13 protein-coding genes, 2 tRNA genes and 1 pseudogene are annotated in these 23,262 nt (G+C 69.7%); 9 read left to right on the top strand and 7 right to left on the bottom strand.

Annotation, left to right across the window (positions count from 1 at the left end; genetic code table 11):
• Window positions 1-15 precede the first annotated feature (15 nt).
• On the top strand, window positions 16-675 hold the full coding sequence (tlpA, locus tag D3272_RS20305; protein ID WP_129221040.1) for a thiol:disulfide interchange protein TlpA: 660 nt from the start codon (window positions 16-18) through the stop codon (window positions 673-675).
• A 60-nt stretch (window positions 676-735) separates the two neighbouring features.
• Here the strand turns inward: tlpA and D3272_RS20300 are convergent, their stop codons facing one another.
• Entirely contained in the window at window positions 736-1,623 is an 888-nt protein-coding gene (locus D3272_RS20300) for a cation diffusion facilitator family transporter (protein ID WP_129221039.1), read from the bottom strand.
• A gap of 109 nt (window positions 1,624-1,732) precedes the next feature.
• Between D3272_RS20300 and D3272_RS20295 the strand changes: the two genes are divergently transcribed.
• From D3272_RS20295 to D3272_RS20280, 4 genes are all read left to right on the top strand, one after another.
• Window positions 1,733-2,671 carry a nucleoside hydrolase gene (locus tag D3272_RS20295; RefSeq protein ID WP_129221038.1) on the top strand — a complete coding sequence of 313 codons (939 nt, stop codon included), beginning with the start codon at window positions 1,733-1,735 and terminating at the stop codon, window positions 2,669-2,671.
• Between the two features lie 69 nt (window positions 2,672-2,740).
• Window positions 2,741-4,567, top strand: a complete 1,827-nt coding sequence (locus D3272_RS20290) for a glycoside hydrolase family 15 protein (protein WP_129221037.1) — start codon at window positions 2,741-2,743, stop codon at window positions 4,565-4,567.
• A 111-nt stretch (window positions 4,568-4,678) separates the two neighbouring features.
• A tRNA-Tyr gene (locus tag D3272_RS20285) sits at window positions 4,679-4,763 on the top strand.
• Window positions 4,764-4,837: 74 nt separating this feature from the next.
• Window positions 4,838-4,911: transfer RNA gene (locus D3272_RS20280), tRNA-Gly, on the top strand.
• 324 nt (window positions 4,912-5,235) lie between these two features.
• Here D3272_RS20280 and D3272_RS20275 read toward each other — a convergent pair.
• The 5 genes and pseudogenes from D3272_RS20275 to D3272_RS20260 form a co-directional block, all read right to left on the bottom strand.
• A complete protein-coding gene (locus tag D3272_RS20275; protein ID WP_245496698.1) occupies window positions 5,236-7,671 on the bottom strand; it encodes a PAS domain-containing protein in 2,436 nt (811 codons plus the stop codon).
• Between the two features lie 18 nt (window positions 7,672-7,689).
• Window positions 7,690-8,424: pseudogene (locus D3272_RS28455) on the bottom strand (PAS domain-containing protein); the annotation flags it as partial.
• A gap of 420 nt (window positions 8,425-8,844) precedes the next feature.
• Complete coding sequence (locus tag D3272_RS20270; protein ID WP_165361439.1) at window positions 8,845-12,144, bottom strand: PAS domain S-box protein; 3,300 nt, start codon at window positions 12,142-12,144, stop codon at window positions 8,845-8,847.
• A gap of 1,150 nt (window positions 12,145-13,294) precedes the next feature.
• The gene (locus D3272_RS20265; protein WP_245496696.1) at window positions 13,295-14,395 is read right to left on the bottom strand and encodes a hypothetical protein; all 1,101 of its coding nucleotides are present in this window, start codon (window positions 14,393-14,395) and stop codon (window positions 13,295-13,297) included.
• 913 nt (window positions 14,396-15,308) lie between these two features.
• Window positions 15,309-16,157, bottom strand: a complete 849-nt coding sequence (locus tag D3272_RS20260) for a fumarylacetoacetate hydrolase family protein (protein ID WP_129221034.1) — start codon at window positions 16,155-16,157, stop codon at window positions 15,309-15,311.
• 199 nt (window positions 16,158-16,356) lie between these two features.
• On the opposite strand from D3272_RS20260, the gene D3272_RS20255 reads away from it, so the two are divergent.
• Window positions 16,357-18,177, top strand: coding sequence for a hypothetical protein (locus tag D3272_RS20255; RefSeq protein WP_129221033.1), 1,821 nt, complete (start codon window positions 16,357-16,359; stop codon window positions 18,175-18,177).
• A gap of 11 nt (window positions 18,178-18,188) precedes the next feature.
• On the opposite strand, the gene D3272_RS20250 is transcribed toward D3272_RS20255, so the two are convergent.
• Window positions 18,189-19,922, bottom strand: coding sequence for a PHA/PHB synthase family protein (locus D3272_RS20250; RefSeq protein WP_245496703.1), 1,734 nt, complete (start codon window positions 19,920-19,922; stop codon window positions 18,189-18,191).
• A 696-nt stretch (window positions 19,923-20,618) separates the two neighbouring features.
• Here D3272_RS20250 and D3272_RS20245 point away from each other — a divergent pair.
• The 3 genes from D3272_RS20245 (at window position 20,619) to D3272_RS20235 (ending at window position 23,070) form a co-directional block, all read left to right on the top strand.
• Window positions 20,619-21,017: a hypothetical protein gene (locus D3272_RS20245; RefSeq protein ID WP_129221032.1), complete on the top strand. Its 399-nt coding sequence runs from the start codon at window positions 20,619-20,621 to the stop codon at window positions 21,015-21,017.
• A gap of 74 nt (window positions 21,018-21,091) precedes the next feature.
• Window positions 21,092-22,309, top strand: a complete 1,218-nt coding sequence (locus tag D3272_RS20240) for an LL-diaminopimelate aminotransferase (RefSeq protein ID WP_129221031.1) — start codon at window positions 21,092-21,094, stop codon at window positions 22,307-22,309.
• Complete coding sequence (locus tag D3272_RS20235; RefSeq protein ID WP_245496695.1) at window positions 22,306-23,070, top strand: SIR2 family NAD-dependent protein deacylase; 765 nt, start codon at window positions 22,306-22,308, stop codon at window positions 23,068-23,070. The genes D3272_RS20240 and D3272_RS20235 overlap by 4 nt, the downstream gene beginning before the upstream one ends.
• Window positions 23,071-23,262: the final 192 nt, after the last annotated feature.

Below are 23,262 nucleotides of genomic sequence, written 5' to 3'. Positions count from 1 at the left end.
CCTCGGACGTGAAGAATGGCTGAAGCAACGGAACCCGCCCCGAACCCCGCCTCGCCCCGCCGAGGGCGGAAGCGTGCGGCCCTCGGGGCCGTCGCGGGCCTCGGGATCGTCGCGGTGGTATATGGCGTCGCGGTCCCGGGCAAGGGCGGTGCCGCGGCCTGTCCCGCGGCGGCCGGCACCACGGCGCGGCTCGACCCGCTGGTCCGCGGCGAGGTGGCGGCCCTCGGCCTCGCCCAGCCGGCCCGCGCCGAGCCCGAGATCAGCTTCAGGACACCGGAGGGCCAGCCCACCACGCTCGCCGCCTTCCGGGGCAAGGCGCTGCTGGTCAACCTTTGGGCGACGTGGTGCGTGCCCTGCCGCAAGGAGATGCCCGCCCTGAACGCGCTGCAGCGGCAGCAGGGCGGCGGCGACTTCCAGGTGGTGGCGGTGAACGTCGACACGGCGCGGCTCGACCGACCGGCCGCCTTCCTCAAGGAGAACGGCATCACCGACCTCGCCCTCTATGCCGATCCTTCGGCCGACGTCCTGCAGTCCCTGAAAGCCCAGGGCGGGCTCCTCGGCCTGCCCACCACCCTGCTGATCGACCGCAACGGCTGCGAACTCGGCCGCATGGCGGGGCCGGCGGACTGGGCCTCGCCCGACGGGCAGGCGGTGATCCGGGCGTTGAAGGGATAGCCGAGCTCGGTCGTGGGCCAGGTCGTCGTCGACGGGCATGAGGCCCGTGCCGATCGACCGCTACAGGACCACGATCCCCTGGTGCTTGCGCTTGTCCTCGGGCTCGACGTGGATGGTGACGGCGGCGTCGGGCACGTCGGCCTTGAGCACGCGCTCGAGCCGGTCGCAGATGTCGTGGGCCTCCGTCACTGTCGCGTCGCCCGGCACCACCAGGTGGAACTCGATGAAGGTCAGCTTGCCGGCGCAGCGGGTCTTGAGGTCGTGCGCCTCGATGGCGCCCTCGGCATTGGCGGCGATGAGGGCCTTCAGCCGCGCCAGGCTCTCGTCCGACATGCCCTCGTCGAGGAGGCCGTTGACGCTTTCCTTCATCAGCCCCCAGCCGCTCCACAGCACGTGGAGCGCCACCAGCCCGGCCAGCACGGGGTCGAGGACGAGCTTGCCCGTCACCACCACGAGGCCCACGCCGACGAGGACGCCGACCGACGTCACGACGTCGGTCATCAGGTGGCGGCCGTCGGCGAGGAGGGCGGGGGACCTGTGCCGCCGGCCGTGATGCCCGAGCACGGCGGCCCAGCCGGCGTTGACGATGGTGCCGACCGAGCCGACGGCGAGGCCCAGCACCGGCGTGCCGATCGGCTCCGGGTGGAGCAGGGCGCCATAGGCTTCGCGCAGGATGGCCAGCGCGGCGCCGACGATGAGCACGCCTTCCAGAACGGCCGACAGGTATTCGGCCTTGGTGTGGCCGTAGGGATGGCGGGCGTCGGCGGGCTGCAGCGACACGTGCAGGGCCCAGACGGCGGCGAGCGCCGTCGCCACGTTGATGATGGATTCGAGCGCGTCCGACAGCAGGGCGACGCTGCCCGTCACCTGCCAGGCATAGAACTTCACCCCCAGCACCGCGACCGCCACCACGACGCTGCCCAGGGCGAGTTTCTGGGTTATGATCATGCGTCCCTTCCGTCCGTCCCGATGCCGTCCCGCGAAGGGTTCGCGGCGCGGGGCCCAGCCGGTTCCCGCGCGGACGAGACCGATAGACCATCGTCCTGCCGGAGGCCATATGCCGCGAAAGATCATCATCGACACCGATCCCGGCCAGGACGATGCCGTCGCCATCCTGCTGGCGCTGGCCTCCCCGGAACTCGACGTGCTCGGCATCGTGGCGGTGGCGGGCAACGTGCCGCTCGCCCTGACGGAGCGCAACGCCCGCCGCATCGTCGAGCTCGCCGGCTTTCCGGAGGTGCCGGTCCATGCCGGCGCGGTGCGCCCGCTGGTGCGCCCGCCCATCACGGCTGAGCACGTGCACGGCCAGACGGGGCTCGACGGCGTCGACCTGCCGGAGCCCGACGTGCCGCTGCATCCCAAGCCCGGCATCGACTTCATCGTCGAGACCCTGCTGGCCGCCGATTCCGGCGAGGTGACGCTGTGCACGCTCGGCCCGCTGACCGACGTGGCGCTGGCGCTCAACCGCGCGCCCGAGATCGCCCCGCGCATCCGCGAGATCGTGATGATGGGCGGCGCCTATTTCGAGGTCGGCAACATCACGCCCACGGCCGAGTTCAATGTCTACGTCGATCCCGAGGCCGCCGACGTCGTGCTGCGCTCGGGCGTGCCCATCACCATGCTGCCGCTCGACGTGACCCACCGGGCGCTCGCCACGCCCGAGCGGCTCGCCCGCTTCCGCGCGCTCGGCAACCGCTGCGGAGCGGCCGTCGCCGGGATGCTCGGCTTCTCCGAACGGTTCGACCGCGAAAAATATGCCTCGCCCGGCGCCCCGATCCACGACCCCAACGTCATCGCCTGGCTGCTGGCGCCCGAGCTCTACGAGGGGCGCCGCATCAACGTCGCGGTGGAATGCGCCAGCCCCCTCACGCTCGGCATGACGGTCGCGGATTATTGGCGCGTCACCGGGCGGCCCGCCAACGCGCTGTTCCTGCGCGGCGTCGACGACGCCGGCTTCTTCGACCTCCTCGTCGAGCGGCTCGCCCGCCTGCCTTGAGCTCCGCCCTGGCAGGCGACGGCCCAGGCGCTACTTGCCCCGAGACACGACGAGGCGAACGGGACCATCATGGCGCTGCGAATCGAAGACTATGCGTTGATCGGCAATTGCGAGAGCGCCGCGCTCGTCGGGCGCGACGGCTCGATCGACTGGATGGCCCTGCCGCGCTTCGATTCGCACGCCTCCTTCGCGGCCCTTCTCGGCACGCCCGAGAACGGCCGTTGGCAGATCGCCCCGGCCGTGCCGGTGACGCGGGTGACGCGGCGCTACCGCGAGGGCACGCTGGTGCTCGAAACCCGCTTCGAGACGGAGGCCGGCACCGTGCTGCTGGTCGACGCCATGGGCCGGCGCGAAGGCCACGGCGACGTCGTGCGCCTCGTGCGGGCCGAGAGCGGCAGCGTGCCGATGCGGGTCGAGATCGTGCTGCGGCCCGGCTACGGGACGGTGGTGCCCTGGGTGAGCCGGCTCGCCGACGGGCGCGTGGCGGCCGTGGCGGGACCCGACCGCTACGTGCTGGACACGACGGTGCCGCTGCGCGGCCAGGACTTCCGCACGCTGGGCGAGTTCACCGCCGAGGAGGGCGCCGACACGGCTTTCACGCTGACCTGGTCGCCCTCCTTCCATCCCGTGCCGCAGGCGGTCGACCCCGCCCAGATCATCGAACTCGTCACCGAAGACTGGACCGACTGGGCCCGCTCGCACCGGACCGAGACGGCGGGCGACTGGGTGGAGGTGGTGCAGCGGTCGCTGATCACCCTCAAGGCCCTGACCCACTACGAGACCGGCGGCATCGTGGCGGCACCCACCACGTCGCTGCCCGAGCAGCTCGGGGGACCGCGCAACTGGGACTACCGCTACTGCTGGCTGCGGGACGCCACGCTGACGCTCTACGCGCTGCTCACCTCGGGCTTCCTCGAGGAGGCCAGCGCCTGGCGCGACTGGCTGATCCGCGCCATCGCGGGCTCGCCCGACCAGATGCAGATCATGTACGGCATCGCGGGCGAGCGCAGGCTCGAGGAATACGAGGTGCCGTGGCTCGCCGGCTACGAGGGCTCGACCCCGGTGCGGATCGGCAATGCCGCGGCCGGCCAGCTGCAGCTCGACGTCTACGGCGAGGTGCTCGACGCCATGTACCAGGCGCGCCGCCTCGGGCTCGCGCCCGACGACAACGGCTGGAACCTGGAGCGCGCCCTGGTCGGCCACCTCGAGACCATCTGGCAGCAGCCCGACGAGGGCATCTGGGAGGTGCGGGGCGGGCGCAAGCATTTCACCGCCTCGAAGGTGATGGTCTGGGCCGCCTTCGACCGGGCCATCCGCTCCGTCGAGGAATACGGCCTGGCCGGCCCGGTCGACCGGTGGCGCGGCGTCCGGGACCAGGTGCACCGCGAGGTGTGCGAGCGCGGCTTCAGCGCCGAGAAGGGCTGCTTCACGCAATATTACGGCGGCACGTCGCTCGACGCGAGCCTGCTGCTGATGGCCATGGTGGGGTTCCTGCCGGCCGACGACCCTCGCGTGGTCGCCACCGTCAAGGCCATCGAGGATCACCTGCTCGAGGACGGCTTCGTGAAGCGCTACGACGAGACCGGCAACGTCGACGGGCTGGCGGGCGGCCACGAGGGCGCCTTCCTGCCCTGCTCCTTCTGGCTCGCCGACAATTACGTCCTCATGGGCCGTCTCGACGAAGCCCGGGCCCTGTTCGAGCGGCTGATCGCGCTCCGCAACGACGTGGGCCTGCTGTCGGAAGAATACGATTCCGTCGCGAAGCGCCAGGTCGGCAACTTCCCGCAGGCCTTCACCCACGTGGCCCTGATCAACACGGCCCACAACCTCAGCCGCGAGTTCGGGCCGGCGCAGCACCGGGCCGAGAGCAAGGAGACCGGGGCCGCCGTCTCCTGAGCGGAGCCCCGGACCGGTCACGCGGCCGTCACGCTCGGGGTTGACAGAACCACCGCCCGCCGCGATAAGCGCGCCAGTCCGGCGGCGCCGAGCGGCGCCGCGGGATGGGACGGAGGAGTGTCCCGAGCGGCAAAGGGGGCGGACTGTAAATCCGCTGGCTATGCCTTCGTAGGTTCGAGTCCTACCTCCTCCACCATCACCTCCATCGACTGGTCTGGCCGACACCGAAGGGTTGCTGCGACCGGGCGCCGATGCTAGCGTGACGAGCATGCGGGTGTAGCTCAATGGTAGAGCAACAGCCTTCCAAGCTGATGACGAGGGTTCGATTCCCTTCACCCGCTCCAGCGCTGCGAGCGCGACAGACCTTTCCCGCGTCCATGACAGGTTTTTCCGACCCATCCAGCCCGATGGCGCTTCGTCAGGCGCTGGCCTGATCGCGCCTGGGAACACAGTGGCGAGTCGGACGGCGAAACCAGGTCGTCCTTTGTCGGATCCGTCCCGACTGGCAGGACATGCCGGACGACGTCGTCGTGCACGTCACGAAGGGCTACGGTGATCCGTGCCTCGGGCGAAGCCCTGACTGGGGGCAGGGATGCGGCGACCGGGCGGAAGATGTTCTCGCTTCAGCGACTTCGGACCGGGCGAGCGCGGGAGACTCAGGCGGAACGTCAGGGTCTGATGATGCGGCTGCGACGCTGCCAGGCGGCGACCTTGCGCAGCAGGCGGGAGAGTTGCTCGACCGAGTAGGGCTTGTGCAGCAGCTCGAAACCGTCGGTGCCGTTCTGCGCCAACACGTGGCTGTAGCCCGACGCCAGCAGCACCGGCAGGTCGCGGTACCGGCGGCGGATCTCCCCCCCGAGTTCGATGCCGTTCATGCCCGGCATGACCACGTCGGTGAACACGACGTCGAACCGGCTGGCGTCACGGGCCAGCTCTGCCAATGCCTCTTCGGCGTTGCCTGCCAGTACCGGCACGTAGCCAAGATCGGTCAGGGTCTGAACCGCGAAAGAGCCGACCTCGGCATTGTCTTCGACGACCAGAACGCCGGTGCCGTGTCCGTCCACGAGAGGAGCGGGTTCGTGGTCGTTCGAGGCCTGTTCGGGCGCCGGGACGCGGGGCAGGTAGAGGGTGAACGTCGTGCCGCGACCGACTTCGCTCTCGACCAGGATCTCGCCGCCAGACTGCTTGGCGAAGCCGAACACCTGGCTCAGGCCGAGGCCGGTCCCCTGCCCGACGGCTTTGGTGGTGAAGAAGGGCTCGAAGATTTGATCGAGGCGCTCTGGCGGGATACCGCTTCCCACATCGATGACCGAGATCGCCACGAACGCTCCATCGACGCCGTCATGCGCGCGAACGGGCGGCTTGTGGTCGACGGCCTCGACGCGGATCGTGAGTTGCCCTTCGCCGTCCATGGCGTCCCTGGCATTGACCGCCAAGTTCACCAGCGCCGTGTCGAATTGGCTCCGGTCCGCTTCGACGAAGCAGGGCTCCTCCGGCAGCTCGGTCGTGACGAGGATCCGTGATCCGGTCAGGGTGCCGATCATGTCCCTGAGGCCTTGCACGCCGTCGCTGGCGGCGAAGACTTCCGGCTTCAGCGCCTGCCTGCGCGCGAAGGCGAGCAACTGGCCGGTGAGCTTGGCGGCGCGATCGACGGTGTCCGAGATCGCGCCGACGTAGCGGACGCGACGTTCCTCCGGCAGGTCCCGCCGTTTCAGCAGGTCCACCGACGACCGGATCACGGTCAGCAGGTTGTTGAAATCATGCGCGACACCGCCGGTGAGCTGGCCCACGGCCTCCATCTTCTGCGACTGACGCAGCGCCTCTTCGGTCTGTCGTTGCTTCGTCGTCTCGACGCCCACGCCCGTCCGGCGGACGGGCTGCCCCTCCGCGTCGTGATAGGTGTGCCCGCGCGACAGCACCCATCGTATGACGCCATTCGGATGGCAGATCCGATACTCCAGTTCCAGATCGCCCGGATGCACGAGACCACTCGCCATGGTGGTCGTCAGGGCCGCGCGATCGTCGGGATGCACGTTGGCGAGGAATTCGACGCGCGGGATGCCCTTCGGCCCTCGTTGGGGGTCGAGAGCGTAGAGGTCGGCGATGGCGGCGTCGTAGGAGAACCGGTCGGTGGCGGCCTCATGGATCCACACGCCCACTCCGCCCACGGCGGAGAGGGCGAGCCGGGCGAAGTCCTGGGTGTCCCGCAGGATGGCTTCGCGCTCCCGCTCCTGCGACACGTCGCGGCCGCTGGCGTAGACCATTGCGTCCTGGGAGGCGGCCACCCAAGAGATCCAGCGTGTGCTCCCGTCGGCATGCAGGCAACGCGTCTCGTAGGCGGGCAACCCGGACTCCAACGCCGCCCGGAGTGCCGACACGCTGTCGGCATGATGGTCGGCATGCTCGAAGGCGAGGTGATGGCGGCCGACGACCTCGTCGGGTCTCCACCCCAGGATGGCGGTCCAGGCCTGGTTGACGGCGACGAAGATCCCGTCCTGGTCCACCACGGCCTGAAGGTCGCGTGACAGCTTCCAGGCCCGGTCACGCTCCCGTGTGCGCTCCTCGACCCGCCGTTCCAGCGACGCGGCGAGTTCGACGAGGTCCTGCTCGGCTCGACGGCGCTCGACCGCGACGCGGGTCCGCTCGGCGGCGTCCCGAACGAAGGCCAGTTCACCGGGCGACCAACGTCGCGCCGTCGCATGGTTGAGATAGAGCAGGGCCACCAGCCCCGCGTGTTCGGTCACCGGCATGTTGACGACCGCTGTTGCGCTGATGGCCTGCAGGGCGTTGGCCGTCGCCGCCGTCCTCGGGTCGGTTTCCGCGTCGGCGAAGACCACCGTCTCGCCGCGCTTCAGGTCGTCGATGTACGATCCGTAGTCGCGGAAGTGGAGGACACCGGCGAGGCTTCGGATCCCCGGCGCGTTCCAGTCCCGCTCGATGGTGATCGTCTCGCGGGTGAGGTCGACCGTGCCGTAACCGGCGCGACTGACGCCCAGCGTCGTGCCGAGGATCCTGGCCGCCGTGAACGCGACCCCGTCCGGGTCCGTACCGTCGCGGATCGCGTCCCCGAGTTCGACGAGGGCACGCCGGCGGATGTCGGCCACCGCGCGTTCCGTGACGTCGAGCGAGATGCCGACGAGGTGAGGCGACCGCCCGTCTGCCTCGATCATCGTCCTGGCGCGGACCTGCACCCACCCCGTGCTGCCGTCGGGGCGGATGATGCGATACTCGATGTCGTAATCGTCCCCGGTCCTCGCCGCCTGCGCCACTGCCGCTTCGCGACGCTCTCGATCGTCGGGGTGCACGGCAGCCTGGATGTCGGCGTAGGTGAGACGCCAGGATCGCGGGAGGCCGAAGTTCTCGGCGCAGCGTGGCGAGGCCTCCATCTCGTGTGTCCGGAGATCGAGGTCCCAGACGCCGAGCTTGCCGGCCTCGGTCGCGAAGCGCAGGCGTTCCTCGCTCCGCTCCTGAGCCTCGGCGCGTCCGGCCATCTCCGTGGCGAGTGCCACGTTGTGGCTCTCCAGTCCCGTCAGACGGTTCCGTTCGGCCGTGATGTCGACCTGGCTGGCGAAGAAGTAGCGCAGGGTGCCGTCGGCACCGTGGACCGGTGCCGTCAGGAGCCGATTCCAGAAGCGCGTGCCGTCTCGACGCGCGTTCTCGATCTCGATCTCGACGGCCTCGGGAACGGCTATGGCGGCCCGGATGCGGGCCACCGTGTCGGGATCCGTGTCGGCGCATTGCAGGAAACGGCAGTTCCGACCGAGGATCTCCGCACGAGGGTAGCGGGTCAGCCTGCAGAAGGCGTCGTTGGCGAAGACGATCGGGTTATCGGGCAGGCGTGGGTTCGATACCACCATGGGCATGCGTGTGGCCTGGACCGCGGCGAAGAACGGGTCTTCGCCGAGGTCCGTGCCGGCAATCTCGGAGGAGACGTGATCCGATGTCGTCGATGATGCCGGGGCACCTGCCACGAGGGCGCGCAGGCGGACGATCTCCGCGCGGTACTCGCCTTCCGTGAGGCGCGGATCGAGTTCGCCTTTGTCCATGCAGCGCTTGTACCATGGTACCGTCGTGCGTTCGACGGTACCTGATCGGTCGAGGCGCCCTCCGGAGCGCTTGCGGCGGAATGACCGACCTGGCTCGACGCTCCTCACCGTGCGAGCCGACCCCTCAGGTGTCGGGATCACCGCCCCACCGACGATCCGCGATCCGGCCCGCACAGGCCGGTCCACCCTACGGTTCGGGGCAGCTCCATCGATACGGGTGGCCCGACCCGGTCAAGGTGGCGAGGTGGCCGGCCCGGGCGTGGCCGTGCGCGTCTTCCGCCCGGCATGGCCACGCAGGATCCGGGACAGTTGTTCCGCCGAGTAGGGCTTTCGCAGCAGGTCGAACCCATGCGTGCCCTCCTGCGCCAGGACGAGGCTGTAGCCGGACGTCAGGACCACGGGCAGGTCACCGTGGAGGCGCCGGATCTCGTGACCCAGGTCGATGCCGTTCATGCCCGGCATCATGACGTCGGTGAACACCACGTCGAACCGGTCCGGATCGCGGGCCAGTTCCGCCAAGCCCTCCTCGGCGCTGCGGGCCAGGACGGTAACGTAACCCAGGTCGGCCAGGGCCTGCTCGACGGAGGTGCCGACGTCGTCGTTGTCCTCGACCACGAGGACGCGTGTGCCGTGCCCGTCGGCCAGCATCTCGATGGCGGGTTCGCCCGCCGCGAGCGCGGGCGCCTCGGCCGCGACACGCGGCACATAGAGCGTGAATGCGGTGCCTTTCCCGACCACGCTCGCGACCGTGACCTCACCTCCGGATTGTTTGGTGAACCCGAACACCTGGCTCAGGCCGAGCCCTGTGCCCTTGCCGGTGTCCTTCGTCGTGTAGAACGGCTCGAAGATGCGGTCCAAGCGGTCGGCGGGGATGCCGCTCCCCGTGTCCGCCAGGGTGATGGCCACGAACGGCCCCTGCCGGGAGGGATCGGCGCGGACGGCGGGCATCCCGTCGACCTCGCGAACGGCGATGGTGAGCAGGCCAACGCCGTCCATGGCGTCTCGCGCGTTGACGGCCATGTTGACCAGGGCCGTGTCGAACTGGCTCGGATCGGCAACCACGAAGCAGCCACCGTCGGGCAGGTCGAGGGTGACTTTGATCCGCGAACCGGTCAGCGTTGCCATCATGTCCAACAAGGCGCGCACGCTCGCGCAGGCATCGAAGATCTCGGGCTTGAGCGCCTGGCGCCGCGCGAAGGCGAGCAATTGGCCGGTGAGCTTGGCCGCACGGTCCGCAGTGTCGGAGATGGCGGCCACGTAGCGACGGCGGCGCTCCTCCGGCAGGTCCGCACGCTTCAGGAGGTCGGCCGACGAGCGGATCACGGTCAGGTGGTTGTTGAAGTCGTGAGCGACGCCACCCGTGAGTTGCCCCACGGCTTCCATCTTCTGCGCCTGCCGCAGGACCTCGGCCTGCTCGCGTTCGACCTTCAGGTCGCGGCCGGTCGCGTAGACGAGTCCGTCCTCGAAGGCGCCCGTCCAGGCGAACCAGTGATAGGCACCATCCTTGTGACGGAAACGGTACTCGTACGGCACGGCCAGGGGTCGCTCCAGCACGCTCGCGAACGCCTGCAGCGTCGCGGCGAGGTCGTCGGGATGCGTGTAATGCGCGAAGGAGGTGCCGACGAGCTCGGCCGCCGTCCAGCCGAGCAGCCGCGTCCAGACCGGGTTGACGCTCACGATGACGCCGTCCTGCGTGGCGGTCACGAGCAACTGCTGCGACAAGCGCCACGCCCTGTCGCGCTCGGCGGTTCGCCGTTCGACCTGCTGCTCCAGCGATGCCGCCAGCCGTCGCAGCTCGCCTTCGACACGGCGCCGTTCCGTCGCCACCCTCGTCTGCCCTGCCGCGGTCTGGATGAAGGCGACTTCCTCAGGGGTCCAGGCCCGGGAGGCCTGGTCGTTGACGTAGAGGAAGGCCACCATGCGCCCCTGTTCGATCAGCGGCAGGTTGACGAGAGCACGGACGGCATAGGCGTCGAAACCCGCGATGCCGTCCCTGGCGGTCCGCGGGTCGAGGGCCGTGTCCGCGATGACCACGGCATCGCCGTCGCGCAGATCCGAAACGGCCCTGCCGTAGTCGGAGGCCCGGTGCAGGCCAGTCCCGCTCGCGAAGCCCGGCGCCGTCCAGTCCCGCTCGATGGTCAGTGCCTCACCATCCTCGCTCATGGTGGCGTATCCCACGCGGGCGACCCGCAGCGCTTCGCCGATGACCTCCGACGCCGCGAACGCCATCTCGGCGGGATCGCTCAACTCGTGCAGTCGGTCCGCCAGGCGCAGCAGAGCCGAGCGAAGCATCTCCTCGCGCTGCTGCCTCGACACTTCCTGGAACAGGACGCCGACGCGGTCGGGGGCCACGCGGAACGCACGGACGTCATAGATCTGGTGGAGGACCCGCAGCGGCATCCTGAAAGCCTGCGGCTCTCCGGTTTCCGCCACCGCGATGTACCTGTCGAGCCAGTCCTGCTCGACGCCGGGGATCACGTCGTCGACGGCGCGGCCCATGGCGCTCGCCCGTGACAGGCCGGAGATGCGGTCCCAGGCGTCGTTGGCCTCGACGAAGCGCCACGTCCTGGCGACACCCGAGGCGTCGCGGATCATCTCCACGACCATGAACCCTTCGTTCAGCCGTTCGAACAACCCGCGCCAGTGCGCCTCGCTGGCGCTCAGCCGCTCCGCCGCCCGCCTTTCCTGGTCGATGTCGACCACGGCGACGATGCCACCGATGAGCCCGCCCGCCCCGTCGAGCACCGGGGCGCCGATGATCCGCACCCAGGCCTCACGGCCGTCGCCCCGGCGGTACAGGCATTCCAACTCGGGCCGCTCCTCACCGGCGTAGACGCGCGCCAGGGGGTACTCTCGCCCCTGCACGCGGCGGCCGTCCGGATGGTGGGCGATCCAGTCACCGTAGGCGTCCAGGTCGGGGGAGCGCAGGACGGCGTGGCCGAAGATCTGCTCGGCACGGGCGTTGCCGCCGTACACGGCACCCCGCTCGTCGGCCATGACGATGCCGACCGGCACGGTGCCGACGATCGCGCGCAGGCGCGCCTCGCTGGCCCGAACCGCCTCGACCCTGTCCAACAGCTCGCCGTTGGTCCGCGACAGTTCGCGTTCCGCGACGACGCGCGCGGTCGTTTCCGTCACGACCAGGAAGATGCCGGCGACGCGACCCTCGTCGTCCCACAGCGGGCTGTGGCAGTGGGTGAAGAACGCTTCCTGTGGCTCCCCGTCACGATCCGGGGTATATCGCGCGTCCTCGACGTAGAAGGCCTCTCCGGACAGGACCCGGTCGAAGATGGGGGTCAGTTCGTCCCACATCTCCGACCACCATTCCCGCGCGGGACGGCCGAGGTTGCCGGGATGTTTGTGGCCGAGGCTGGGCGCGTAAGCGTCGTTGTAGATCGTGACCAGGTCCGGTCCCCAATGCAGCATCATGGGGAACTTGGAGCTGAGCACGATCCGCACCGCCGCCTGCAGGGACAGCGGCCAAGCCGCGACGGGACCGAGCGGGTTGACCGACCAATCCGTGGCTCGCAACCGCTCTCCGGCCGCACCACCTCCCGCGAGGCATGATCGCGGTGCCTGGATGTGAGGGTTCATCGTGCGCTGCATCCGAGGCGCCCGCGTTCCGCGACCGGGCGCGACGAGCGGCCTTCCCGTGCCGCCAGGTCGCGGTCCCGCATCCGCCGCCGTCGACCCGGCGCGTTTCGAGCGATGAAGGCCCGACCAGGTTGACGAGGGCGAATGGTGGATGATCTCCCGGCCAGCATGAGGCCCAAGCTATCGACAATGGACCCGTCCGACACAAGCGCTTCGAACGCGGCGCCTCGCGGAGATCGGGCCTTGCCAAAGGTGCGTCGACGACCAGACTGCCGCACTTCGACCGCTCGAACTCCCGTGCAGCGCGACGGCTCGCTGGGAAGCCGGCCGATGCGAGCGGACCGGCGCCCGTTCGGAGATCGGCGGGACCGCATCTCAGATACGCCGCATCTCACCGCACCCACCCCGGCTGCCTCGCGTCCGCCATGGCCGACAGCACGGCTCGCAGGTCGCCAGGGTCGGCCGGGGGCCGGGCATCGCATCGGGGCGAAGGACAGACGATGGCGCGTGGGCTGACGCCAGCCAGCTGTTCAGTGCCGACTCCGTCCGTTCTCGGCATAGGTCGCTTCTGGACGGTGATGGTAGGGGCTGCAGGCGGAACGGCCGATCACGGGCTCAGCACCCGGCTCGCAGGCGCGGGTATCGGCCTGCCTTGCCCAATGAGCTGAGGCTCGACAGCTCGTCGGGCCTCACGGGGTCGTCGCCTGAAGGCCGCCATCGCGGTGGCCATCCGGCTGCGCCGGTCAAGGGACACGGACGACGGCCTGGGCCTTCTCGAAGCACCCTCAAACTGTAATGGCAGGCGATCTCGCAAGCTGAAGCGCCAGACTGTCGGGCATGCTGGTTTGCCGCGGACATCCTACTTCCCGAACGATCCGCCGTGTCGCACGTCGGCTCTCGATCATGCTCGGCTGCTCGTTCAAGCCAGCGCGAGGCAGCCCTACGTCGTTCCGACGGTCGAACAGCTTCGACGCATCGGGTGTCCAGACCGAAAAAGTTTCACCCTTTCGTCGAAGTCGTCGGCGCTCGAACAGCCTTGCCCAGAGGGCAGGGTGCGAAAAGGTGGGCCGCGTCAAAGTTCCATCCATCACTTTCCGCGCCTGACGACGATCCCGATCGATGTCGACGCATATCCCTCAAGCAGTAACTTGAGGTGGCCGTGCGATGAAAAAGGCGGCACGTCGACATACTGATCCAGCACATGGGATTCGGGAGCGAATACGATCGGCTCGACCGAATGGCCTCGACTTCTCAGCCGTTCCGCAAACGCCATCAAATCCCTACGACGATATAAGACGGTGGCGCCGGCCTCTACGGTGTCGTGATCCGACGAAACGTTGAATTCGGTGGTGTGGCAGGCGACCCCGCCGACCTTCAAATTCTTCTCCACGGTATTCTCGATGAAATCTAGCCCATGTTTCAGACTCCCTAGATGTTCCAGGCAACATGACGACCATACAAAATCGAAATCGTTGAACCCGGTCGACACCGCGTTCATGTCGGCTTCTGCGAAGTCCACTTTCTGCCGAAATTCGTCGAGTTCGATGATCCCCTGGTAGTGAAGATTGTCCACGCCACTCGAATATTGACCTCCCGCCAACCAGCCTTTACTCACGCCGATCTCCACCGGCGCATCTGTCGCGAGGACAAATGATCCAGCCTTGGCCAGCGCAGCGGGGAGTGGTTCTGTGCCGACCCCATAGCCGAGTGCACGCTTCCCGTTCCCGCAAGCACCGAGCGACATAGCCTTGTGCAGTATGAATACCCACTCCCAATATTTTCTGTGGTAGATGGGTGCGAAGCCAAGTAGCGCGCTGAGTTCCTTGAACCTCGGGTGGAAGAAATCAGCAGCACAGCACGACGAGCTCGCCATGAAGGGCTCACTCTCATCGCGTTTCGGCACATCGAACTCTGTGATCGGAGTTTTGTACAGCCATTGCGCAAACGGTAATCCGTTTCCCGCAGCCGGCCATCTCACCTTGGAGCCATGAATATCGCAAGTATTGTACATGCGTCCTTGGTAGAATTCCAAAGTAGGTTTGAGATTCGGCTCGCTCCTGACGATGTCGTCGATCTGCGCTGCTGATTCGACGTCGAATGAGATCTCGAATGGGAGAGACGCCTCCCCTTCCCAATCGGATCTCAAGCTAGCAAGCGCCGCGATGATTTTTTTGGCATGAGGCGGCATGACGATTCCTTGCTGTCGTTTGCGGTTGGGACTTAGACGGTCAATGTCAGAGAAAGCAAGATGCGCTCGGCCGAGCGAACCCGCGGTGCGACCGCCGGCACTGTTGCGGAGCATTGCTATGCTGGGCGCGAAGCACGTCTTGGCAGCTCCGATGATGTGTGGTCCCTCATAAATCGCTCCGGCCGGAAGCTGCGCCGGTCACAGTACCACGTCGGCGTTGAGTACGGCCGCACTGTTCTTCGAGCCGATCAAATGGTCCGCAATACGCCGGGACCGGCGGGCGAACGCGAGCGGCGACATCGGCAGAGTTCAGTCGATGCTTCGGTCGTGCTGTCCGGGGCTGACGTGATGGGGCCGAGTCGCCTGCCTCGGCTCCTACCCGCGGATCCGTCCGGGTGGGTGAGCCGGATGATGCTGCCGCGGTTCGCCGCGTCCGGGCCTTCGTCCTGATGATGTCTTGATCGACCTCGGCGATGATCCGGGTCGGTGCGTTTGTCGGATCATTCCGCCGAGCCGCGCCAGCGGTCACTCCCGGCATCTTGGCCTGGCTGCAGCCTCGGCGGCCCTCCGCGCTGTTCTGCATCGGGCACCACACTTCTGCACCATGGTTCGGAGTGCAATCGAAGGGCGTGGTTCGGTCCGCGCGCGCGGCGCTACCGACGGAGTTCAAAGCTCCAGAATAGTGGAGTGCGTTTGCCGCGACCGACCGGGCGCGTCAGTGGCGGCGGACGGCGTCGAGGCTCGAACACTGATCGACCACGCGCTGAAGAGCAGTCGAGGTCTGGCGTGCTCATAACGACCGCCTCGCCGGGCGGGTCGGACGCCAGAGATGGGATGGCGGCGGCGCCCCCGCGCCTCGGCCTCGACGGCTGTGCCCTCGCCGGCCCATGCGCCGGCCGGCGAGGTCTGCCGTTCAGCCCCGGGTCCAGCCCACCACGCTCTGCTTCTGCTCGCCGAGGCCCGCGATGCCCAGCGCCATGACGTCGCCGGGCTTGAGGAAGACCGGCGGCTTCATGCCGAGGCCGACGCCGGGGGGCGTGCCGGTGGTGATGACGTCGCCGGGTTCCAGCACCATGAAGTGCGAGATGTAGGACACGATCTGCACCACGTTGAAGATCATCGTGGCGGTCGAGCCGGTCTGCATGCGCCGGCCGTTGACGTCGAGCCACATGTCGAGCGCCTGGACGTCGGCGATCTCGTCGGGCGTCACCAGCCAGGGGCCGAGCGGGCCGAAGGTGGCGCAGCCCTTGCCCTTCATCCACTGGCCGCCGCGCTCGGTCTGGAAGGCGCGCTCGGACACGTCGTTGCAGACGCAGAAGCCCGCGACGTGGTCCATCGCCTCCTTCTCGTTGACGTAGGACGTCCGCGCGCCGATCACGATGGCGAGCTCGACCTCCCAGTCGCTCTTCTCGGACGCCTTGGGCAGCATCACCGTGTCGTTGGGCCCGACGATGCAGTTCGGAGCCTTGTTGAAGAGGATCGGCTCCTTCGGGATCGGGGCGCCGGTTTCCGCCGCATGGTCGGCGAAGTTGAGCCCCACCGCGATGAAGTTGCAGGGCCGCGCCACGCAGGGCCCGATCCGCGGGGAGCCGTCGACCACGGGCAAGTCGTCGGGGTTCGCGGCCCTGATCCGGCCGAGCGACTCGCGGCCGAGATGCTCGCCGGCGAGATCCGGCACGATATGGCCGATGTCGCGCAGCGTGCCGCCGTGGATCAGGCCCGGCTTCTCGTGTCCGGGCTCGCCGTAGCGCACCAATTTCATGTCCGTCTCCCGCAGTCCGGCGCCTCACGCGGGGGCCGGCTCGCCGACGACTATGCGTCCCGTCTCCCGCCGCGACAAGGCCGGGCGGGGAGGCGGCGCGTAAGGGCCGCTTCGCTTTTGCGGTCCATAAGCGTCCCGTGCCCTCGCGCCGGTGCCGTCCGCCATGCTTCACGCCCCATCCCAGACCCGACCGTCGCCGGTGCCTCCACCCCTGTGGCGAGCCGGCACGGCGGTGCTGCTCGGCTGCGCGCTGGTGCTGGCCCTCACCGCCGGCAAGGCGGCGGCCGTGTGGTCGACCGGCATCTTCTTCAACCCCGACGACGCGATGCGGGCCGTCGAGGTGCGGGACCTGCTGGGCGGGCAGGGCTGGTACGACCTCGTGCCGACCCGCCTGGCGCCGGGTCACGGCGTGCCGATGCACTGGTCGCGCCTGGCTGACCTGCCGATCGCCGGCCTGATCCTGTTGTTCCGCGCCGTCGCGGCCCCCGACACGGCCGAGCGCCTGGCGCGGCTCGTCGAGCCCGTCGCCCTGCTGGCGGCCTTCATGGCCTGCCAGGCGCGGCTCGGCCGGCTGCTGGTGCCCGGGCCGGGCGCCGCCCTGGCGGCCTGCCTGCTCGCCGTCGGCGGCCTCGAGACCGCCAGCGTCTTCGTGCCGGGCCACATCCATCACCACGGCCTCCAGGTGACGCTGCTGGCGGCCTTGGCCTGCGAGACCGTGGCGGGCATCGGCGCGACGCGGGGCCGGGCGGCGCATGCCGCCGCCGCTGGCATGCTCACGGCCGTGACCCTGGCCATCAACCTGCAGAACCTCCCCTTCGCCGTGGTGCCGGGCGCCGCCGCCGTCCTCGCCTGGGTGCTGCGGGGCCGGGAGGCCGAAGGCGCGCTGCGGACCTATGCCGGCGCGCTGCTCGCCGCCACCGCCCTGGTGGTCGTGGTGCAGATCCCGCCCGACCGCTGGGGCGAGCGCAGCTGCGACGCCTTCGGGGCACCGCATCTGGCCGCCTGCTGGTGCGCGGGGCTCGTCTCGCTCGCCCTCACGCTCGCCACCGCCCGTCTGGGGACGCCGGTGCTGCGGGCGGGCGCGGCGCTCGTCGCCGGCGTCGGCGCCGCGCTGGTGCTGGTCACGGCCTTCCCGGGCTGCCTCGCCGATCCCTTCTCGGGCGTCGACCCGCTGTTGCGCAGCCGCTGGCTGGCCGATGTCGGCGAGGCGCTGCCGCTGGGCGAACTCCTCCGGCGCGACCCGGCCGGCGCCGTGCCGATCGCCGCCATGCTGATGCTGGGAGCCGTGCTGGTCGGCACCGCGCTGGCGCGGTCCTCCGGCGCCGTGCGGGCGCGTTGGGCCGTGGTGGCGGCTTTCCTCGCCGCCGGGATCGCCGGGACCTGCTGGGCGGTGCGGGTGGCGGCCTCGGCGGAAGCCTTCGCGGCGCTCGGCGGCGCCTGGGCCCTGTGCCGGCTGTTCGATCCCGCGCGGCCGCGGCGGCCCCTCGCCGCTCTGGCCTGCGTGGTGGTGGGCCAGGGCCTGACGCAGGCGGGCTGGGCCGCCGCGATGGCGGTGGGGCCGGGCAGGGTGGCGCCCGCGCCCGTGCATCCGGTCGACGCCACCGCCTGCTTCGCTCCCGCCGCCTATGCCGGGCTCGGCCGGCTGCCGGCGGGCCTGGTGCTGTCCACGATCGACCCTGGATCGCAGATCCTGGCCTACACGCATCACGCCGTGCTGGCGGCGCCGTATCACCGCAACGCCTATGGCAACCGGGCCGCGCTGCTCTTCTTCGATGCCGGGCTCGACGAGGCCCGCGCGATCGCGGGCGCGGCCGGCGTCCGCTACGTGGTGGCGTGCCTCACCTCGCCCGAGGTGGTGGAGGATGCGGAGCGCCGGCCCGACGGCGTGGCGGCCCGCATCCTCGCCGGCGCCCCGCCCGCCTGGCTCCGCCCCGCCGGCCCGGCGAGCGGGCCGGTGCGGGTCTTCGTCATGGCACCGGGGGACGTCTCGGCATCGCAGGACGCGACCGCCGCCCCGTGAGTCCTCCGCGCTCAGCTCTGCACCCGGACGTACTCGCCCGGCGCGTCGCAGAGCGGCTCCAGCACGCCGCCGCCCGGCTGGCGCGCCGGCACCTTGTCGGGCGCCTGGGCGGCGACCCAGGCGGCCCAGTCCGGCCACCAGCTGCCGGGCGTCTCGGTCGCGGCATCGAGCCAAGCCTCGAAGCTGTCGCCGACCGCGGGGCCGGACCAGAACTGGTATTTCGGCTTGGCCGGCGGGTTCACCACGCCGGCGATGTGGCCGGAGCCCGCCAGCACGTAGCGCATCGGCCCGCCGAAGAACCCCGCCCCCACGAACACCGACTTTGCCGGCGCGATGTGGTCCTCCTTGGTGGCGAGGTTGTAGACCGGGATCGTGACGCGCTTCAGGTCCAGGGTTTCGCCGCCCACCACCATCTCGCCCTTGGTCAGCTTGTTGCCGAGGTAGCAGTTGCGCAGGTAGAATGCGTGGTTGGCGGCCGGCATACGGGTGGAATCGGAGTTCCAGGTGAGCAGGTCGAAGGCCGAGGGCGCGTTTCCCTTCAGGTAGTTGTTGACCACGTAGGACCAGATGAGATCGTTCGGCCGCAGCATGTTGAAGGCGTTGGCCATCTTCGAGCCCTGCAGGTAGCCCTGCTCGCGCATCTGGGCTTCCACGGCGGCGATCTGCTCTTCGTTGGCGAAAACCTTGAGGTCGCCGGCGTTGCGGAAATCCGTCTGCGCCGTGAACAGCGTGGCGCTGGAGATGCGGGTGTCGCCCTTCAGCGCCATATAGGCCAGCGTCACGGCCAGCAGCGTGCCGCCCACGCAATAGCCGATGGCGGTGGCGTCGCGCTCGCCGGTCGCCTGCTCGACGGCGTCGAGGGCGGCGAGGATGCCCTCCCGCATGTAGCTCTCGAAGTCCTTGTCGGCGTGGCGCTCGTCAGGGTTGACCCAGGAGATGACGAACACCGTCAGGCCCTGGTCGACCGCCCATTTCACGAAGCTCTTGGCCGGGTTGAGGTCGAGCACGTAGAACTTGTTGATCCAGGGCGGCACGATGAGCAACGGGCGCCGGTACACGTCGGGTGTGGCGGGCGCATATTGGATGAGTTCCATCAGCGCGTTGCGATAGACGACCTTGCCGGGCGTCATCGCCATGTTGACGCCGAGCTTGTGCACCGTGTTGTCGCTCTGGCGGATCTTGAGGTCGCCCTTGCCGGCCGCGATGTCCTCGGCCAGCATCCGCATGCCGCGCACGAGGTTCTCGCCGCCCTCCTCGAACGTGTGCCTGAGCAGTTCCGGGTTGGTGGCGAGGAAGTTCGACGGCGACAGGGCGCCGGTGATCTGGCGAAGGTAGAAGCGTGCGCGCTCCCGGGTCGCCTCGTCGAGGTCGGCCTCCTCGACGAGGCCGTTGGCCCAGTCGCTGGTGATGGTATAGGCCTGACGCAGGAAGTCGAAGCCCGGCAGTTCGCGCCATTCGGGGGCGGCGAAACGCTTGTCCGCCGTTTTGGCCGGTTCGGGTTCGGGCGCGGGTCCGCCCGCCATGCGGCGCATCGTGCCGGCCCACAGGTCGACCATCTGGCTCGACAGCGTCGCCTGCGCCACCATCATGCGGGCGGGGTCGGTCAGCCATTGCGCGGCGACCTGGCCCAGCGTCTGCACCATGTCCTTGGCTTCCTCGCCGCCCTGCGCCGGCACGGCCCCGCGGGTGCGGGGCTCCATGTAGGCGCTGGCGACCTTCTGGCTCTCCTCGACGAGCAGGCTCATGTTGCGCGACAGCTTGTCGAGTTCGGCGAGGCCCGGCACCGGCGCCGGATCGGCCGGCGCGGGATCCGCCGCGGGGGCGCCGGGGTCGGCCGGCGCCGATGTCGTCGCGCCCGGTCGCGGCTCCCCGGCCGGCGGGCGGGCATTGGGCATGGTCCTGGCCATGTCTTGGAGGGCCGACGCACGGGCGCCGAGCGGCTTCGCGTCCCTCGCCGGTGCATCCCCGGCGGTCGCGGCGCCGGGCGTCCCGGTTCCGGATCCCGCAGCCTCGGTTCCTGCGTCCTCGGGCTCGACGACCTCGTGCGCGACGACCTCGGGCCCGACGACCTCGTGCTCCGCGTCCTTGAGGTCGACACGGCCGGGTTTGGCGGTCGGTGGCTTGGATCCGACGGGCTTGGCGACGCTCGGCTTGCCGGACACGGACCGTCTCCGGGCGCTGTCCGGCTGTCTCGGCGGACGCTGGTCCTTCATGACGATCTCCCTCGCTCGAGAGGGGTGCCGTGCATGCGGCGCCCCGTTCTGTCGATCCCGGCCGGGGCGTGCCGCGCGCCGGGGCGGACCGGCACCGCCGCATCACCGGCCTGCGCCGACGGGCCGCGGCGCTTGCCGTCCATCTCCGAACACAATATCCCGCTACCGATCGTGATCGAAACCCCGCCCGGGGTCTTCGCCCGTCCCCGGTCCCGCGGGAGTCGATATATGTGTGGGAAAGACCCCGACCGCAACCCGAGTTCCCGCTCCGCCCTGGCCATCCTGGTGGCCCTGGCGGGCCTGGCCGCCGCGGCGCCGGCGCGCGCCGGAGACGGGTTGTGGGACCAGGCGCTGCAGACGCTGAACCTCAAGGCGACGCCGGCCGAGCCCCCGCCCGCCTTCGTCGAGCGCACGCGGCCGAACGCCGCCGAGCTCGGCTACATCCCGACGGCGCTGCCCCACAAGGTGAGCCCGCGCGCCGTGAAGACGCCCGCCGAGATCGAGGCCGCCACGGATGCGCTCGATGCCGCGAAGGCGCGCCAGCTGAACCCGGCCGCCGCGCCGGTCGATCTGCCCAAGGGGCGCAGGCGCGCCAAGCCCACGTCCGCTCCCGCCGTTGCGGATTAATTCACCACGTCGCCGCATTCTCCCCCAACAGCGGGCGACCTGCCCGCTCATCCCGTTCCAGGGTCGTCCTTCCCATGTCCGATTTTCACCGCGTCCGCCGCCTTCCCCCCTACGTCTTCGAGCAGGTCAACCGCCTGAAGGCCACGGCCCGGAACGCCGGTGCCGACATCATCGACCTCGGCATGGGCAACCCCGACCTGCCGGCCCCCAAGCACGTCGTCGACAAGCTCGTCGAAACCGCCACCAAGCCGCGCGTCGACCGCTATTCCTCGTCCAAGGGCATCGCCGGCCTGCGCCGCGCCCAGGCGAGCTATTACGGGCGCCGCTTCGGCGTGAAGCTCGATCCGGACCGGCAGGTGGTGGCGACGCTCGGCTCCAAGGAAGGCTTTGCCAACATGGCGCAGGCCATCACGGGCCCGGGCGACGTGGTGCTGGTTCCGAACCCGTCCTACCCCATCCACGCCTTCGGCTTCCTGATGGCGGGCGGCGTCATCCGCTCCGTGCCGGCCGAGCCGACGCCGGACTACTTCACCGCGCTCGAGCGCGCCGTGGTCCATTCCATCCCGAAGCCGCTGGCCGTCGTGGTCTGCTACCCGTCGAACCCCACCGCCATGGTGGCGTCGCTCGACTTCTACCGGGACCTCGTCGCCTTCGCCAAGAAGCACGACATCTTCATCCTGTCGGACCTCGCCTATTCGGAGGTGTATTTCGACGGCGAGCCGCCGCCCTCCGTGCTGCAGATCCCCGGCGCCATGGATGTCTGCGTGGAGTTCACCTCCATGTCGAAGACCTTCTCCATGCCGGGCTGGCGCATGGGCTTCGCGGTCGGCAACGAGCGGCTGCTGGCCGCCCTGACGCGCGTGAAGAGCTACCTCGACTACGGCGCCTATACGCCCATCCAGGTCGCGGCCGCGGCGGCCCTCAACGGGCCGGAAGACTGCATCGTCGAGATGCGCTCCATCTACAAGAACCGCCGCGACGTGATGGTGGACAGCTTCGCGGCCTCGGGCTGGACGGTGCCGGCCCCGGCCGCCTCCATGTTCGCCTGGGTGCCCATCCCCGAGCGTTTCCGCCACCTCGGCAGCCTCGAGTTCTCGAAGCTGCTGATCGAGCGGGCCGACGTCGCCGTGGCGCCCGGGATCGGCTTCGGCGAGCACGGCGACGACCATGTGCGTCTCGCCCTGGTCGAGAACGAGCAGCGCATCCGCCAGGCGGCGCGGGGCATCAAGCGCTTCTTCGACGCGGCCGATAGCCGCCTCCACAACGTCGTGCCGCTGAAACAGTCGGCTTGACGGCGCGGGACGCCACCGCGGCCTCGGAGGCCCTCGCGCGCCTGCTCGGCGCCGCGCGGGCCGTGACGGTGTTCACCGGCGCCGGCATCTCCACCGAATCCGGCGTGCCCGACTACCGCTCGCCGGGCAGCCCCTGGCGGGTCCACGCGCCCATCGCCTTCAAGGACTACCTGGCGGAGCCCGCGCTGCGGGCCGAGGCCTGGCGGCGCAAGTTCGCCATGGACGACCTTTACGCCGGGGCCGTGCCGAACCGAGGCCACCGCGCCGTGGCGCGCTGGGTGGAGGTGGGCCTCGCCCGGACGATCATCACGCAGAACATCGACGGGCTCCACGCCGCCGCCGGCCGCGCGGGCGACGACATCGTGGAACTGCACGGCAACGGCGGCCATGCCCGGTGCCTCGGCTGCGGCACCCGCTACGAGCTCGCGCCCATCCGGGCCCGGTTCGAGCGGGACGGCGCCTTGCCGCAATGCCGGTGCGGCGGCATCGTCAAGTCGGCCAGCATCGCCTTCGGCCAGTCGCTCGACGAAGCGACGCTGCGCCGGGCCGTCGCGGCCTCGCTCGGCTGCGACCTCTTCGTCGTGCTGGGGTCGACGCTGCTGGTGCGCCCGGCCGCGCGGTTCCCCGAACTGGCGGCCGGCAACGGCGCCCGGCTCGCCATCGTCAACCGGGAAGCGACACCTCTCGACGCCGCGGCCGACCTCGTCCTCCACGCCGACATCGGCGACGTGCTGGAGCCCTTGAACCGGCTCCACTTCTAGCGCCTCTCGGCCGACTCCCGGTGGCCCTGGCGGCTCCAAGCCCCTGCATATGCTTTCGATTCGGAGCTGGAGCGAACCGCCGGGGGCGAAAGCGGTCCGGCGCTGGCGCGCCACGCTAGAGTTCGTCAGCGAGCATTAGAATCTCGACGGCGTGGCGGCGCGGTGTGAAGTGTGATTCAGTTAGGTCGTCAG

This window comes from Lichenibacterium ramalinae (genome assembly GCF_004137085.1).
GTDB lineage: Bacteria > Pseudomonadota > Alphaproteobacteria > Rhizobiales > Beijerinckiaceae > Lichenihabitans > Lichenihabitans ramalinae.
This window is presented reverse-complemented; position numbering and strand designations above follow the sequence as displayed.